This is a genomic window from Escherichia fergusonii ATCC 35469 (assembly GCF_000026225.1).
Lineage (GTDB): Bacteria > Pseudomonadota > Gammaproteobacteria > Enterobacterales > Enterobacteriaceae > Escherichia > Escherichia fergusonii.
Genome location: NC_011740.1, coordinates 3,269,908 through 3,285,021, shown reverse-complemented (window position 1 = coordinate 3,285,021; position 15,114 = coordinate 3,269,908). Strand labels below are relative to the sequence as shown.

9 protein-coding genes are annotated in these 15,114 nt (G+C 53.2%); 6 read left to right on the top strand and 3 right to left on the bottom strand.

Annotation, left to right across the window (positions count from 1 at the left end):
- Positions 1 to 80 precede the first annotated feature (80 nt).
- The 4 genes from nanT to nanQ are packed head-to-tail and all read left to right on the top strand — an operon-like array spanning position 81 to position 3,640.
- Complete coding sequence (gene nanT / locus EFER_RS16095) at positions 81 to 1,571, top strand: sialic acid transporter NanT (protein WP_000108485.1); 1,491 nt, start codon at positions 81 to 83, stop codon at positions 1,569 to 1,571.
- A gap of 46 nt (positions 1,572 to 1,617) precedes the next feature.
- Positions 1,618 to 2,307, top strand: coding sequence for an N-acetylmannosamine-6-phosphate 2-epimerase (locus tag EFER_RS16090; RefSeq protein WP_000054238.1), 690 nt, complete (start codon positions 1,618 to 1,620; stop codon positions 2,305 to 2,307).
- Complete coding sequence (gene nanK, locus EFER_RS16085) at positions 2,304 to 3,179, top strand: N-acetylmannosamine kinase (RefSeq protein WP_000209044.1); 876 nt, start codon at positions 2,304 to 2,306, stop codon at positions 3,177 to 3,179. Before EFER_RS16090 ends, nanK begins: the two co-directional genes overlap by 4 nt.
- A complete protein-coding gene (gene nanQ, locus EFER_RS16080; RefSeq protein WP_000979880.1) occupies positions 3,176 to 3,640 on the top strand; it encodes an N-acetylneuraminate anomerase in 465 nt (154 codons plus the stop codon). Before nanK ends, nanQ begins: the two co-directional genes overlap by 4 nt.
- 59 nt (positions 3,641 to 3,699) lie before the next feature.
- Here nanQ and EFER_RS16075 read toward each other — a convergent pair whose 3' ends face one another.
- The 3 genes from EFER_RS16075 to gltB all read right to left on the bottom strand — a co-directional run bounded on the left by EFER_RS16075 (position 3,700) and on the right by gltB (position 10,902).
- A complete protein-coding gene (locus EFER_RS16075; protein ID WP_000445105.1) occupies positions 3,700 to 4,827 on the bottom strand; it encodes a PDDEXK nuclease domain-containing protein in 1,128 nt (375 codons plus the stop codon).
- Positions 4,828 to 5,010: 183 nt separating this feature from the next.
- The gene (gltD, locus tag EFER_RS16070; protein WP_000081666.1) at positions 5,011 to 6,429 is read right to left on the bottom strand and encodes a glutamate synthase subunit GltD; all 1,419 of its coding nucleotides are present in this window, start codon (positions 6,427 to 6,429) and stop codon (positions 5,011 to 5,013) included.
- A gap of 12 nt (positions 6,430 to 6,441) precedes the next feature.
- On the bottom strand, positions 6,442 to 10,902 hold the full coding sequence (gene gltB / locus EFER_RS16065; protein ID WP_048814579.1) for a glutamate synthase large subunit: 4,461 nt from the start codon (positions 10,900 to 10,902) through the stop codon (positions 6,442 to 6,444).
- Between the two features lie 665 nt (positions 10,903 to 11,567).
- Here gltB and mnmL point away from each other — a divergent pair.
- Together mnmL and arcB are read left to right on the top strand one after the other, a co-directional pair.
- The gene (gene mnmL / locus EFER_RS16060) at positions 11,568 to 12,497 is read left to right on the top strand and encodes a tRNA modification radical SAM protein MnmL/YtqA (RefSeq protein WP_015953766.1); all 930 of its coding nucleotides are present in this window, start codon (positions 11,568 to 11,570) and stop codon (positions 12,495 to 12,497) included.
- A 94-nt stretch (positions 12,498 to 12,591) separates the two neighbouring features.
- Positions 12,592 to 14,928 carry an aerobic respiration two-component sensor histidine kinase ArcB gene (arcB, locus tag EFER_RS16055; protein ID WP_000809750.1) on the top strand — a complete coding sequence of 779 codons (2,337 nt, stop codon included), beginning with the start codon at positions 12,592 to 12,594 and terminating at the stop codon, positions 14,926 to 14,928.
- The last annotated feature ends 186 nt before the right edge of the window (positions 14,929 to 15,114 follow it).

The window sequence follows — 15,114 nt, the reverse complement described above, 5'->3', positions numbered from 1 at the left end:
GTGAGGGGAAATAAGCGCATCTGTACCCTACAATTTTTATACCAAAGCGTGTGGGCATCGCCCACCGCGGGAGACTCACAATGAGTACTACAACCCAGAATATCCCGTGGTATCGCCATCTCAACCGCGCACAATGGCGCGCATTTTCCGCTGCCTGGTTGGGATATCTGCTTGACGGTTTTGATTTCGTTTTAATCGCCCTGGTACTCACCGAAGTACAAGGTGAATTCGGGCTGACGACGGTACAGGCGGCAAGTCTGATCTCCGCAGCCTTTATCTCTCGCTGGTTCGGCGGCCTGATGCTCGGCGCTATGGGTGACCGCTACGGGCGTCGTCTGGCAATGGTCACCAGTATCGTTCTCTTCTCGGTCGGGACGCTGGCTTGTGGCTTCGCGCCAGGCTACATCACCATGTTTATTGCTCGTCTGGTCATCGGCATGGGGATGGCGGGTGAATACGGTTCCAGCGCTACCTATGTCATTGAAAGCTGGCCAAAACATCTGCGTAACAAAGCCAGTGGTTTTCTGATTTCCGGCTTCTCGGTGGGTGCCGTCGTTGCCGCTCAGGTCTACAGCCTGGTGGTTCCGCTCTGGGGCTGGCGTGCATTGTTTTTTATCGGCATCTTACCAATCATCTTTGCTCTCTGGCTGCGTAAAAACATCCCGGAAGCGGAAGACTGGAAAGAGAAACACGCAGGTAAAGCACCAGTACGCACAATGGTGGATATTCTCTACCGTGGTGAACATCGTATCGCCAATATCGTGATGACACTGGCGGCGGCCACTGCGCTGTGGTTCTGCTTCGCCGGTAACCTGCAAAATGCCGCAATCGTCGCAGTTCTCGGGCTGTTATGCGCCGCAATCTTTATCAGCTTTATGGTGCAGAGTACGGGCAAACGCTGGCCAACGGGCGTAATGCTGATGGTGGTCGTGTTATTTGCTTTCCTCTACTCGTGGCCGATTCAGGCTCTGCTGCCAACGTATCTTAAAACTGAACTTGCTTATAACCCGCATACGGTTGCCAATGTGCTGTTCTTTAGTGGCTTTGGCGCGGCGGTGGGTTGCTGCGTCGGTGGCTTCCTCGGTGACTGGCTGGGAACCCGCAAAGCGTACGTTTGTAGCCTGTTGGCCTCGCAACTGTTGATTATTCCGGTATTTGCAATTGGTGGTGCAAACGTCTGGGTGCTCGGTCTGTTACTGTTCTTCCAGCAAATGCTTGGTCAGGGCATCTCCGGGATTTTACCGAAACTGATCGGCGGTTATTTCGATACCGACCAGCGTGCGGCGGGGCTGGGCTTTACCTACAACGTTGGCGCATTGGGTGGTGCACTGGCCCCAATCCTCGGCGCGTTGATCGCTCAACGTCTGGATCTGGGCACTGCTCTGGGATCGCTTTCGTTCAGTCTTACATTTGTGGTGATCCTGCTGATTGGTCTGGATATGCCTTCCCGCGTTCAGCGTTGGCTGCGCCCGGAAGCGTTGCGTACTCATGACGCTATCGACGGCAAACCATTTAGCGGTGCCGTACCGTTTGGCAGCGCTAAAAACGATTTAGTCAAAACCAAAAGTTAATCCTGTTGCCCGGTCCTGGACCGGGCCTTTTGCTAAGGGAAGATGTATGTCGTTACTTGCACAATTGGATCAAAAAATCGCTGCTAACGGTGGCCTGATTGTCTCCTGCCAGCCGGTTCCGGACAGCCCGCTCGATAAACCGGAAATCGTCGCTGCTATGGCATTAGCGGCAGAGCAGGCGGGCGCGGTTGCCATTCGCATTGAAGGTGTGGCAAATCTACAAGCCACGCGTGCGGTGGTGAGCGTGCCGATTATCGGGATTGTGAAGCGCGATCTGGAGGATTCTCCGGTACGCATCACGGCCTATATTGAAGATGTTGATGCACTGGCGCAGGCGGGTGCGGATATTATCGCGATTGACGGCACTGACCGACCGCGCCCGGTTCCAGTTGAAACACTACTGGCGCGTATTCACCATCACGGTTTACTGGCGATGACCGACTGTTCAACGCCGGAAGACGGCCTGGCTTGCCAAAAGCTGGGAGCCGAAATTATTGGTACTACGCTTTCTGGCTATACCACGCCTGAAACGCCAGAAGAGCCAGACCTGGCACTGGTAAAAACATTAAGCGACGCCGGATGTCGGGTGATTGCCGAAGGACGTTACAACTCGCCTGCTCAGGCGGCGGATGCGATGCGCCACGGTGCATGGGCGGTGACGGTCGGTTCTGCTATCACGCGTCTTGAACACATTTGTCAGTGGTACAACACAGCGATGAAAAAGGCGGTGCTATGACTACACTGGCGATTGATATCGGCGGTACTAAACTTGCTGCCGCGCTGATTGGCGCTGATGGGCAGATCCGCGATCGCCGTGAACTTCCTACGCCTGCCAGCCAGACACCAGAAGCCTTGCGTGAAGCCTTAGCCGCATTAGTCTCTCCGTTACAAGCGCATGCGCAGCAGGTTGCCATCGCTTCTACCGGAATTATTCGTGACGGCAGCCTGCTGGCGCTGAATCCGCATAATCTCGGTGGATTGCTACACTTTCCGTTAGTCAAAACTTTGGAACAACTTACCGATTTGCCGACCATTGCCATTAACGACGCGCAGGCCGCAGCGTGGGCGGAGTATCAGGGGCTGGAAGGCGATATAACCGATATGGTGTTTATCACCGTTTCCACTGGTGTTGGCGGCGGTGTAGTGAGCGGCGGCAAACTGCTCACCGGCCCTGGCGGTCTGGCGGGGCACATCGGGCATACGCTGGCTGATCCTCATGGTCCAGTCTGCGGCTGTGGACGCACAGGTTGCGTGGAGGCGATTGCTTCTGGTCGCGGCATTGCGGCGGCGGCACAGGGTGAACTGGCGGGTGCGGATGCGAAAGCTATTTTCAAGCGAGTCGGACAGGGTGATGAACAAGCGCAGCAGCTGATTCACCGCTCCGCACGCGTGCTGGCAAGGCTGATCGCTGATATTAAAGCCACAACTGATTGCCAGTGCGTAGTGGTCGGTGGCAGCGTTGGTCTGGCAGAAGGGTATCTGGCGCTGGTGGAAACATATCTGGCGCAGGAGCCAGCAGCATTTCATGTTGATTTACTGGCGGCGCACTACCGCCATGATGCAGGTTTACTTGGGGCTGCGCTGTTGGCCCAGGGAGAAAAATTATGATGATGGGTGAAGTACAGTCATTACCGTCTGCCGGATTACATCCTGCGTTACAGGACGCGTTAACGCTGGCATTAGCCGCCAGGCCGCAAGAAAAGGCACCGGGTCGTTACGAATTACAGGGTGACAATATCTTTATGAATGTCATGACGTTTAACACTCAATCGCCCGTCGAGAAAAAAGCGGAATTGCACGAGCAATACATTGATATCCAGCTGTTGTTAAACGGTGAGGAACGGATTCTGTTTGGCATGGCAGGCACTGCGCGCCAGTGTGAAGAGTTCCACCATGAAGATGATTACCAGCTTTGCAGCGCCATTGAAAACGAGCAAACCATCATCTTAAAACCGGGAATGTTCGCCGTGTTTATGCCGGGAGAACCGCATAAACCAGGATGCGTTGTCGGCGAACCTGGAGAGATTAAAAAGGTTGTGGTGAAGGTTAAGGCTGATTTAATGGCTTAAAACTTAGTTCGTTTTAAAGATTCTGCAGACACTGTCTGCAGAATTCGAAACCGCTGAAATTAACGGCGTCTATAGCCTTCCTCTAGCACCGCCTGTGTTCGAACGAGTTCATCTGCGAGTCGTTTCTCATCAGGTAGTTGCATCTTATATTCGCTTGCCAGAACGGTGTTAGGCAAACCTGCCAGAGCATAATGCGCTTCTCCGACTCCTTTCTCTGCACAGAGAACCAGACCGATGGGCGGATTTTCATCCGGTAGCGTCCAGTGCTCTTTGGCGTAGTTGAGATACATATTCATCTGTCCGGCATCGCTATAGCTGAATTTGCCCACTTTTAGATCGACGATTAGCAGGCAGCGTAAACGGCGGTGGAAAAACAGCAGATCGACACGAAACCAGTTGTCATCAATGCGTAACCTTCGCTGTCGACCAACAAAGGTAAAATCATCCCCAAGTTCCAGCATGAAATCCATCAGGTGATTGATCAGCGCCTCCTCAAAATCGGATTCTGAGTATTCATCTTTCAATTCCAGAAATTCGAGCACAAAGGGATCGCGTATCGCCTGTTGCGGAAGAATATGCGTCTCGGCAGGAGCGTGTTGTTGCAGCATGGCTGATTTGTCATGTGACAGTAGTGTTCGCTCATAAAATTGGGTCGCAATTTGCCGTTCTAGCTGGCGAACAGACCAGCCACAGCGGAGCGTCTCTTTTTCATAAAAGCTGCGGGCGTCAGCATTTTTAACGGAAAGTAGACGGACGTAGGTGGACCAGGGCAGGGGGAACGATTTGGCAGACAGCGTCTGCCAAATCTTTGCCGATGGGAATTCTGCAGACGGTGTCTGCGGAATTCCCAATGGTGTTAATTCGCCAGACACTGTCTGGCGAATTTCAACATGTTGAAAAAAGAGGTAAAAAAGCCTCATTTGGCGTAAGTTTTTTGCAGAGAACCCACGCTTATACCTTAGACTTAAATCCTTTGATAGTCGCTTGATTAGCTGTGCACCATAAGCTGCTCTGGCCTCGCCACCTTGTTCAAATTCGACAATTCGTCGGCCAATTTCCCAGTATGTCGCGGTCATCAGCGCGTTAACGCTACGTACCGTTTCCGTTCGGGCGCTATCGACCAGATGAATAATGCCGTCGTGGATTTGCAGGTAGCCTGCTGTGGTTCCTTCTGAGAGCGATTCCATTATCTGTCCCTTTATATGGCGCAGTGTTGAATAATGGAATCAGCTATACGCCGGGCATCTGCCGGTAACAATCCAGATGTGCGTATTACATTGGTTTTCTTCAGATTATGCGAGGCGCTTTCCAGAACGAAAGGAGAATTTCAGCGCCGACTCTTTTCTGAGGAGGCGGCGCTGGGACAGAGCTTAAACTTCCAGCCAGTTCATAATACCGTCTGCCGCCTTACGACCTTCGGCAATAGCGGTCACCACCAGATCGGAACCACGGACGATATCGCCGCCAGCAAAGATTTTCGGGTTGCTGGTCTGGAAGGCGTTGTCGCTGCCTTCCGGGGCGATGATGCGGCCTTGGGAATCCAGCTCGACGCTGTGTTTTGCCAGCCATTCCATGTTGTGTGGACGGAAACCAAACGCCATGATCACCGCATCTGCCGGAACGATATGTTCGGAACCTGCAACGATCTCCGCGCGGCGACGGCCTTTGGCATCCGGTTCGCCCATTTCTGTGCGCACCATTTTCACGCCGCTGACTTTGCCGTTGCCGTTCACTTCAATACCCAGTGGCTGGACGTTGAATTTGAACTCAACACCTTCTTCCCGCGCGTTTTTCACTTCGCGGCGGGAACCCGGCATGTTCTCTTCATCACGACGATAGGCACAGGTAACGTGTTTTGCCCCCTGGCGTACAGACGTGCGTACGCAGTCCATCGCGGTATCGCCACCGCCAAGTACCACCACGCGTTTACCTTCCATGCTGACAAACGGTTCGTCGTTGGTTTCACCAAAGCCCATTAACTGTTTGGTGTTGGCGATAAGGAACGGCAGCGCTGCGTACACGCCATCGGCGTCTTCGTTTTCCAGTCCGCCACGCATTGATTGATAAGTCCCGACGCCAAGGAATACGGCATCATAATCACTCAGCAGATCGTCCAGCTGTACGTCGCGGCCCACTTCGGTATTGAGTTTGAATTCAATACCCATGCCAGTGAAGATTTCACGGCGGCGCGTCATTACCTCTTTTTCCAGCTTGAAGGCCGGAATACCGAAGGTCAGCAGGCCGCCGATTTCCGGGTGACGGTCGAAGACGACCGCTTTCACACCGTTGCGTGTCAGGACATCCGCACACGCCAGACCTGCCGGGCCTGCGCCGATAATCGCCACTTTTTTACCGGTTTGCTTCACGCCGGACATATCCGGACGCCAGCCCATTTCGAACGCTTTATCATTGATATAACGCTCAATGTTGCCGATGGTCACCGCGCCAAACTCATCGTTCAGCGTGCAGGAACCTTCGCACAGACGGTCCTGTGGGCAGACACGTCCGCAAACTTCCGGCAGGGTGTTAGTCTGGTGCGACAGTTCTGCCGCTTCAAAAATACGCCCCTCATTGGCGAGCTTCAGCCAGTTCGGGATGTAGTTGTGTACCGGACATTTCCACTCGCAGTATGGGTTGCCACACGACAGACAGCGGTCAGCCTGCGCTTTGGCCTGACCTTCGGAAAACGGCTCGTAAATTTCAACAAACTCAATTTTGCGGATCTTCAGCGGTTTCTTTGGCGGATCAACGCGCTGCAGGTCGATAAATTGATAAACATTCTGACTCATTGTTGCTACCCCTTACTGCGCCTGCACGCGCAACTCTGCTGCGCTACGACTACGGTGACCCAGCAGTGCTTTTACATCACTGGACTTCGGTTTAACCAGCGCAAATTTCGTGGCGAAGGTTGACCAGTTAGCCAGAATCTCTTCACCACGCTGGGAACCGGTATGCTGAACATGCTCGGTGATAAGACCACGCAGATGCTCTTCATGGATCGCCAGGGAGTCAACGCTTAAGACCTCGACCAGTTCCGGGTTAACGCGTTTGCGGAAATCGCCGCTTTCATCGAGAACGTAAGCGAAGCCGCCGGTCATGCCCGCGCCGAAGTTAACGCCGGTTTTACCCAGAATACAGACAATACCGCCCGTCATATATTCACAGCCGTTATCGCCAATGCCTTCTACCACGGTGATAGCACCGGAGTTACGCACGCCGAATCGTTCACCCGCGCGGCCTGCGGCATACAGACGACCACCGGTCGCGCCATACAGGCAGGTGTTGCCGATAATGCTTGCTTCATGGCTGCGGAAGGCTGAGCCAACCGGAGGACGAATGGCGATTAAGCCGCCCGCCATGCCTTTACCAACATAGTCGTTAGCATCGCCCGTCAGATACAGCTCCACGCCGCCCGCGTTCCACACGCCGAAGCTCTGGCCTGCGGTACCGTTGAAGTACACTTTGATCGGATCGGCTGCCAGCCCCTGATCGCCGTGCGTTTGGGCGATATAGCCTGAAAGCGACGCGCCAACAGAACGGTCGGTGTTGCGAATATCGAACCAGAAGGTTTTGCTCTGGCGTTCATCAACAAACGGTTTCGCCTGTTGCAGCAACTGCGCATTCAGCAGGCCGTTATCAAACGGCGGGTTGTTTTCGGTGCAGTAGAGCGCCTTACCTGGATGCGGCTCGGCAGTCTCCAGCAGCTTCGACAGCGCCAGTTTCTGCTGTTTGGCGGTGAAACCGTCCAGCTCTTTCAGCAGGTCGGTGCGACCAATCAGATCCACCAGACGCGTTACGCCCAGCTGTGCCATCAGCTCGCGGGTTTCACGGGCGATAAACTCAAAGTAGTTGGTCACTTTGAACGGCAGGCCGTGATAGTGATTCTTACGCAGCTTGTCATCCTGAGTTGCTACACCCGTGGCGCAGTTGTTCAGATGGCAAATACGCAGATATTTACAGCCGAGTGCCACCATCGGGCCAGTGCCGAAGCCGAAGCTTTCTGCGCCGAGAATCGCCGCTTTGATGATATCGACGCCGGTTTTCAGGCCACCATCGACCTGCAAACGGATCTTGTGACGCAAGCCGTTGGCAACCAGCGCCTGTTGGGTTTCAACAAGCCCCAGCTCCCACGGACAGCCTGCGTATTTCACCGATGAAAGCGGACTTGCGCCAGTGCCGCCGTCATAGCCTGCGATGGTGATTAAATCGGCATAAGCTTTCGCTACACCCGTGGCGATGGTGCCAACGCCCGGTTCGGACACCAGCTTCACGGAGATCATCGCTTTCGGGTTAACCTGCTTGAGGTCGAAAATGAGCTGCGCTAAGTCCTCGATAGAGTAGATATCATGGTGCGGCGGCGGAGAGATCAGCGTCACTCCGGGCACCGAATAGCGCAGTTTGGCGATGTAAGGAGTGACTTTGTCGCCCGGCAACTGACCGCCTTCGCCCGGCTTCGCGCCCTGGGCGACTTTAATCTGAATGACGTCAGCATTGACCAGGTACGCCGGAGTAACACCGAAGCGACCAGAAGCCACCTGCTTGATGCGCGACACTTTGTTAGTGCCGTAGCGCGCCGGATCTTCACCCCCTTCACCAGAGTTCGAGTTACCGCCGATGCTGTTCATCGCTTCCGCCAGCGCCTCGTGGGCTTCCGGGCTTAACGCGCCGATAGACATCGCGGCGGTATCGAAGCGTTTAAACAGTTCGCTTGCCGGTTCAACATCAGCAATGTTGACCGCGTTTTCACCCGGTGTAATCGCCAGCAGATCGCGCAGTGTGGTTGCCGGACGCTCATTAACCAGCTTTGCGTATTCCTGATAGTCGCTGTACTCGCCACTCTGTACCGCCTGTTGCAGTGTGCGTACGACGTCCGGGTTGTAGGCGTGGTATTCTCCGCCATGGACGTATTTCAACAGGCCGCCCTGGCTGATAGGCTTGCGCGCCAGCCAGGCACGTTTCGAGAGATTCAGCAGATCCTGCTGGAAGTCTTCAAAGCTCGCCCCACCAATGCGACTGACCGCCCCCTGGAAGCACAGGCCCACTACATCATCGTGCAGACCGACCGCTTCAAACAGTTTCGAGCAGCGGTAAGACGCGATGGTGGAGATGCCCATTTTGGACATGATTTTGTACAAGCCTTTGTTGATGCCGTTACGGTAGTTGAGCATCACGGTACGATAATCTTTGGCAATCGCGTGGGTGTCTACCAGGCGGCCCAGCGTTTCATAGGCCAGGTACGGATAAATAGCCGTCGCGCCGAAGCCCAGCAACACGGCGAAGTGGTGCGGGTCGCGGGCGCTGGCGGTTTCGACGATGATGTTGGCATCGCAACGCAGGCTTTGATCGACCAGACGAGTCTGGATCGCGCCAACCGCCATCGGAGCCGGAACCGGCAGGCGATCTTTAGCGATATTCCGGTCAGAAAGCACCAGCAGCACGGTGCCGCTACGCACCATCTGTTCTGCTTTGTCGCACAGCTCTTTGACCGTCGCTTCGAGCGTGGTTTTAGTGACGTCAAAGGTGATATCCAGCGTATTTGCGCGGTAGTGCTCCTCTTTCATCGTCGTGAGCTGTTTGAAATCGGAGTAGAGCAGAATCGGCGATTTAAAGCTTAAACGGTGCGCCTGGCCCTCTGCTTCACAGAAGACGTTCATTTCACGCCCGATGCTGGTGGCGAGCGACATAACATGCGCTTCACGCAGTGGGTCGATTGGCGGGTTGGTGACCTGGGCAAACTGCTGACGGAAGTAGTCGTAAATAATACGCGGCTGGCTGGAGAGCACGGCGAATGGGGTGTCGTCGCCCATCGAACCGACGGCTTCCTGACCGTTTTCACCCAGGACGCGGATCACAGAGTCCAGTTCTTCCGCGCTGTAGTTAAACTGTTTCTGGTAGCTGGCAAGCGTGTCGTCGTCCAGTTCGCGGCTACCCACTTCTTCATCGGGCAAATCTTCAAACGGCACCAAACGGCGGACGTTTTTCTCCATCCACTCTTTATATGGATGGCGGCTTTTCAGATCGTCATCGGTTTCTGCCGAGTGCAGAATGCGCCCACTGCGGGTGTCGATCACCATCAGTTCACCCGGCCCTACGCGGCCTTTTTCGACCACTTCGTCAGGCTGATAATCCCAGATGCCAACTTCAGAGGCGCAGGTGATGAGCTTATCTTTGGTGATGACGTAGCGCGCCGGACGCAGACCGTTACGGTCGAGGTTACAGGCGGCAAAACGACCATCGGACATCACGATCCCCGCCGGGCCATCCCACGGCTCCATATGCATGGAGTTAAAGTCGAAGAACGCGCGCAGCTCCGGGTCCATATCCGGGTTGTTCTGCCAGGCGGGTGGCACTAACAGACGCATGGCGCGGATGATATCCATCCCGCCCGCCAGCAGCAGTTCCAGCATGTTATCCATGGAACTGGAGTCAGAACCGGTTTCGTTGACGAACGGTGCGGCGTCGTGCAGGTCAGGGATCAGCGGCGTCTGGAATTTATAAGTACGGGCGCGCGCCCATTGGCGGTTACCGGTAATGGTGTTGATTTCGCCGTTATGCGCCAGATAGCGGAACGGCTGCGCCAGCGGCCAGCGCGGTACGGTGTTAGTGGAGAAGCGCTGGTGGAACAGGCAGATGGCTGATTCCAGGCGCAGGTCCGCAAGATCCAGGTAGAAGCGCGGCAGATCCGCCGGCATACACAGACCTTTATAGATATTGACCAGATTCGACAGGCTACAGACGTAGAAGTCTTTATCTGCTTCGAGACGCTTTTCTATGCGGCGGCGGGCGATAAACAGACGGCGCTCCATATCGCGCGGACGCCAGCCTGCTGGGGCGTTAACGAAAATTTGCTCAATGCGCGGCAGAGAGGAGAGGGCAATTTCACCCAGCACGCCTTCGTTGGTGGGGACATCACGCCAGCCGACAATCGACAAGGTTTCGCGTAGCAGCTCTTCTTCAACGATGCGGCGTGCGGCCGCGGCGAGTTCAGGATCTTTATTCAGGAAGAGCATCCCGACGGCGTAGTTTTTCGCTAAACGCCAGCCTCGCTCCTGCGCAACGATGCGAAAAAAGCGATCCGGTTTTTGTAACAGCAAGCCGCAACCGTCACCGGTTTTACCATCGGCGAGAATCGCGCCACGGTGCTGCATGCGGGCCAGTGCGTGTATTGCAGTACGCACTACCTTGTGGCTAGGTTCGCCTTCTATGTGGGCGATCAGGCCGAAACCACAGTTGTCCCTCTCAAGGGATTTATCGTACAACATATCGTGAACCTCCCCCAGGCTCTGCGGGAACCCCACTTCCGAACCGCTGCGCACGGGCACAGAAAGAGCGTGGCGACGGGGTTTGCGTTTCATACGCGTGCCTCGCATTCGCCCCCTTGTTGTCCTTTTCGCATCGGTTAATACGGTGAAGAGGGGATCTCAATTACTGCATAAATATGATGAGCAGGCTGCTCATCCAGAAAGCTTCCAGCGGATTTCCAACTTATCGGGAAAGCTGATACAGGTCAAATGGCAAGCTTATTGGTACAGAAATGTGCTTTAGCGCAAAATTCTTTATTAATTGGCTGAAATTAAAATGGATTTTCTATTTAAGGCTAAAAGGGGCGTCGTTAGAGAAACAGCCAATTCCTGACTGTCATAAAGGCGTGTTAACCCTTATCCTGCCTTGAACTGACGAGAAAAGCAGTATTTTATACTGCATTAATGAGTAATGACGTTTCATACTACTGTTTTTGACTAAAACCCATAAGGAGATAAAAAAATATGGCACAAGATAAGCAAAAGTGATTATGCATGAAATTTCGTTAATTTTGATTAATTATGCAATTAATAAAAGCGGGGCGGGGCGATTGATCCAGGTCATCGCCGAATTGAGCTAAAACTGGCAGGCTTTGGCCTCTTTTCAAGGCGCGGTCTATCAGATTATGCAGTTACAGAAATTAGTCAATATGTTTGGTGGTGATCTCACCCGTCGTTATGGGCAAAAGGTGCATAAGCTGACGCTGCACGGCGGTTTTAGCTGCCCTAACCGTGACGGAACCATCGGGCGAGGTGGCTGCACATTCTGTAATGTTGCCTCGTTCGCCGACGAAGCGCAGCAACACCGCTCCATTGCCGAACAACTGGCGCACCAGGCGAATTTAGTTAACCGCGCTAAACGCTATCTGGCCTACTTTCAGGCGTATACCAGCACCTTTGCCGAAGTTCAGGTGCTGCGTTCTATGTATCAGCAGGCGGTGAGCCAGGCCAATATTGTCGGTTTGTGTGTTGGTACCCGCCCGGACTGCGTGCCGGATGCGGTGCTGGATCTGCTTTGCGAATATAAAGACCAGGGCTACGAGGTGTGGCTGGAGCTGGGGTTGCAAACCGCACACGACAAAACGCTGCATCGTATTAACCGTGGTCATGATTTTGCCTGTTATCAGCGTACGACCCAACTGGCACGTCAGCGTGGACTGAAGGTGTGTTCTCACTTAATTGTCGGCCTGCCTGGCGAAGGGCAGACGGAATGTTTGCAAACGCTGGCGCGAGTGGTTGAAACCGGCGTAGATGGTATAAAGCTGCATCCGCTGCATATTGTGAAAGGCAGCATTATGGCGAAAGCCTGGGAAGCGGGGCGTTTGAATGGTATTGAACTGGTGGATTACACGGTCACCGCCGGAGAAATGATTCGCCATACGCCACCGGAAGTCATCTACCACCGCATTTCCGCCAGCGCCCGTCGCCCGACGTTGCTTGCTCCGCTGTGGTGTGAAAATCGCTGGACGGGAATGGTCGAGCTGGATCGCTATCTGAATGAACATGGCGTACAGGGATCGGCGCTGGGACGTCCGTGGGTGCCACCTTCTCTTTAGTTGATGCGGGGAATTCCGCATTTCTCACACAATTTTCAACGTAACTGTCAGAATTGGGTATTATTGTGGCAGGTTGTCGTTAAGGAATTCCCCAATGAAGCAAATTCGTCTGCTGGCGCAGTACTATGTTGATCTGATGATGAAATTAGGTCTGGTGCGCTTCTCAATGCTGCTGGCGCTGGCCCTCGTTGTACTCGCCATTGTGGTACAAATGGCAGTGACCATGGTGCTACATGGTCAGGTTGAAAGCATTGATGTTATTCGTTCTATTTTCTTTGGTCTGCTGATTACGCCGTGGGCGGTCTACTTTCTTTCGGTGGTCGTCGAGCAACTGGAGGAGTCACGACAACGTCTGTCACGGCTGGTGCAAAAACTGGAGGAGATGCGCGAGCGCGATTTGAGCCTCAACGTTCAGTTAAAAGATAATATTGCCCAGCTAAATCAGGAAATCGCCGTTCGTGAAAAAGCCGAAGCCGAGTTGCAGGAAACCTTTGAACAACTGAAAATTGAAATTAAAGAGCGCGAAGAAACGCAGATCCAACTGGAACAGCAATCTTCTTTTTTACGTTCTTTCCTCGATGCTTCGCCAGATCTGGTGTTTTATCGCAACGAAGATAAGGAGTTTTCAGGCTGTAACCGCGCAATGGAACTCCTGACCGGAAAAAGCGAAAAGCAACTGGTACATCTGAAACCACAGGATGTGTATGCCCCGGATGTTGCTGAAAAGGTGATTGAAACCGACGAAAAAGTTTTTCGCCACAACGTGTCACTCTCTTATGAACAGTGGTTACAGTACCCGGATGGGCGTAAAGCCTGTTTTGAGATCCGGAAAGTGCCTTATTACGACCGGGTTGGTAAACGTCATGGGTTAATGGGATTTGGTCGCGATATTACAGAGCGCAAGCATTACCAGGATGCGCTGGAACAAGCCAGTCGCGATAAAACTACTTTTATTTCCACTATCAGCCACGAATTACGCACACCGCTTAACGGTATAGTAGGCCTGAGCCGAATTTTGCTGGATACCGATCTGAACGCCGAGCAGGAAAAATATCTTAAAACGATCCATGTTTCTGCAGTGACACTGGGTAATATCTTCAATGATATTATTGACATGGATAAAATTGAGCGTCGCAAAGTCCAGCTTGATAATCAACCCATCGACTTCACCGGATTCCTTGCCGATTTAGAAAATCTTTCTGGCCTGCAGGCGCAACAAAAAGGTCTGCGTTTTGTGATGGAGCCAACCTTACCGCTGCCGCATCAGGTGATTACCGATGGCACGCGTTTGCGTCAGGTCTTGTGGAATCTTATCAGTAACGCCGTTAAGTTCACCCAGCAGGGCAAAGTTGAAGTGCGGGTTCGCTACGATAAAGGTGAGATGCTGCACTTTGAAGTCGCCGATTCGGGGATCGGTATCCCGCAAGAAGAGCAGGATAAAATCTTTGCTATGTACTATCAGGTGAAGGATAGCCAGGGTGGAAAACCTGCTACCGGCACAGGGATCGGGCTTGCTGTATCTCGCCGTCTGGCGCGGGATATGGGCGGCGATATTAGTGTTTCCAGCGTACCGGGGCAGGGTTCGGTGTTTACCCTAACCGTGCGTGCACCAGCGGTAGCTGAAGAAGTTGACGATGTGTTCGAAGAAGATGATCTGCCGCTGCCAGCGTTAAATGTGTTACTGGTGGAGGATATCGAATTAAACGTTATTGTTGCCCGTTCAGTGCTGGAGAAATTAGGCAATAGTGTTGATGTGGCAATGACAGGTAAAGCGGCGCTGGAGATGTTTAAGCCAGGCGAGTATGACCTGGTGTTGTTGGATATCCAACTGCCAGATATGACTGGCCTTGATATTTCTCGCGAGTTAACTCGCCGCTACTCTCGTGATGATTTACCACCGCTGGTGGCACTTACTGCCAACGTACTGAAAGATAAAAAAGAGTACCTGGATGCCGGGATGGATGATGTGCTGAGTAAGCCGCTGTCCGTTCCGGCATTAACCGCGATGATCAAAAAGTTCTGGGATACTCAGGACGAAGAGGAGAGCACGGTGGCACCTGATGACAATAGCAAATCGCAAGAGTTACTTGATATTCCAATGTTGGAACAATATCTCGAACTTGTTGGACCGAAGCTAATTACCGATGGTCTTGCTGTCTTCGAGAAGATGATGCCCGGATATATGAGCGTGTTGCAGTCTAATCTGACTGCGCGCGATCAAAAAGGCATTGTTGAGGAAGGGCATAAAATCAAAGGTGCAGCGGGTTCCGTTGGGCTTCGTCACTTACAGCAACTGGGGCAGCAAATTCAGTCACCGGATCTCCCGGCATGGGAAGATAACGTTGGTGAATGGATTGAAGAGATGAAACAAGAGTGGCGTCACGATGTTGAAGTGCTGAAAGCGTGGGTGGCAAAGAACGGAAAAAAATGACCCCGGATTAACCGGGGTGCGCGAATACTGCGCCAACACCAGGGAAATTATGGCTGCGCCGTAAATTATTGTCGTTTGTAACCAAGGCGCAGCACTGTTTTTCAGGCCGCACGCAGTTAAGATAGCAAATCTTAAATCATTTGTTACATGAATCAGTTAAATGTGTGATGCGTAGCATTTTAATTA

Excerpts from the sequence above, each read along its gene's own strand:
- nanT (WP_000108485.1), top strand. The coding sequence starts at position 81 with ATGAGTACTACAACCCAGAATATCCCGTGGTATCGCCATCTCAACCGC.
- EFER_RS16090 (WP_000054238.1), top strand. The coding sequence starts at position 1,618 with ATGTCGTTACTTGCACAATTGGATCAAAAAATCGCTGCTAACGGTGGC.
- nanK (WP_000209044.1), top strand. The coding sequence starts at position 2,304 with ATGACTACACTGGCGATTGATATCGGCGGTACTAAACTTGCTGCCGCG.
- nanQ (WP_000979880.1), top strand. The coding sequence starts at position 3,176 with ATGATGATGGGTGAAGTACAGTCATTACCGTCTGCCGGATTACATCCT.
- EFER_RS16075 (WP_000445105.1), bottom strand. The coding sequence starts at position 4,827 with ATGGAATCGCTCTCAGAAGGAACCACAGCAGGCTACCTGCAAATCCAC.
- gltD (WP_000081666.1), bottom strand. The coding sequence starts at position 6,429 with ATGAGTCAGAATGTTTATCAATTTATCGACCTGCAGCGCGTTGATCCG.
- gltB (WP_048814579.1), bottom strand. The coding sequence starts at position 10,902 with ATGTTGTACGATAAATCCCTTGAGAGGGACAACTGTGGTTTCGGCCTG.
- mnmL (WP_015953766.1), top strand. The coding sequence starts at position 11,568 with ATGCAGTTACAGAAATTAGTCAATATGTTTGGTGGTGATCTCACCCGT.
- arcB (WP_000809750.1), top strand. The coding sequence starts at position 12,592 with ATGAAGCAAATTCGTCTGCTGGCGCAGTACTATGTTGATCTGATGATG.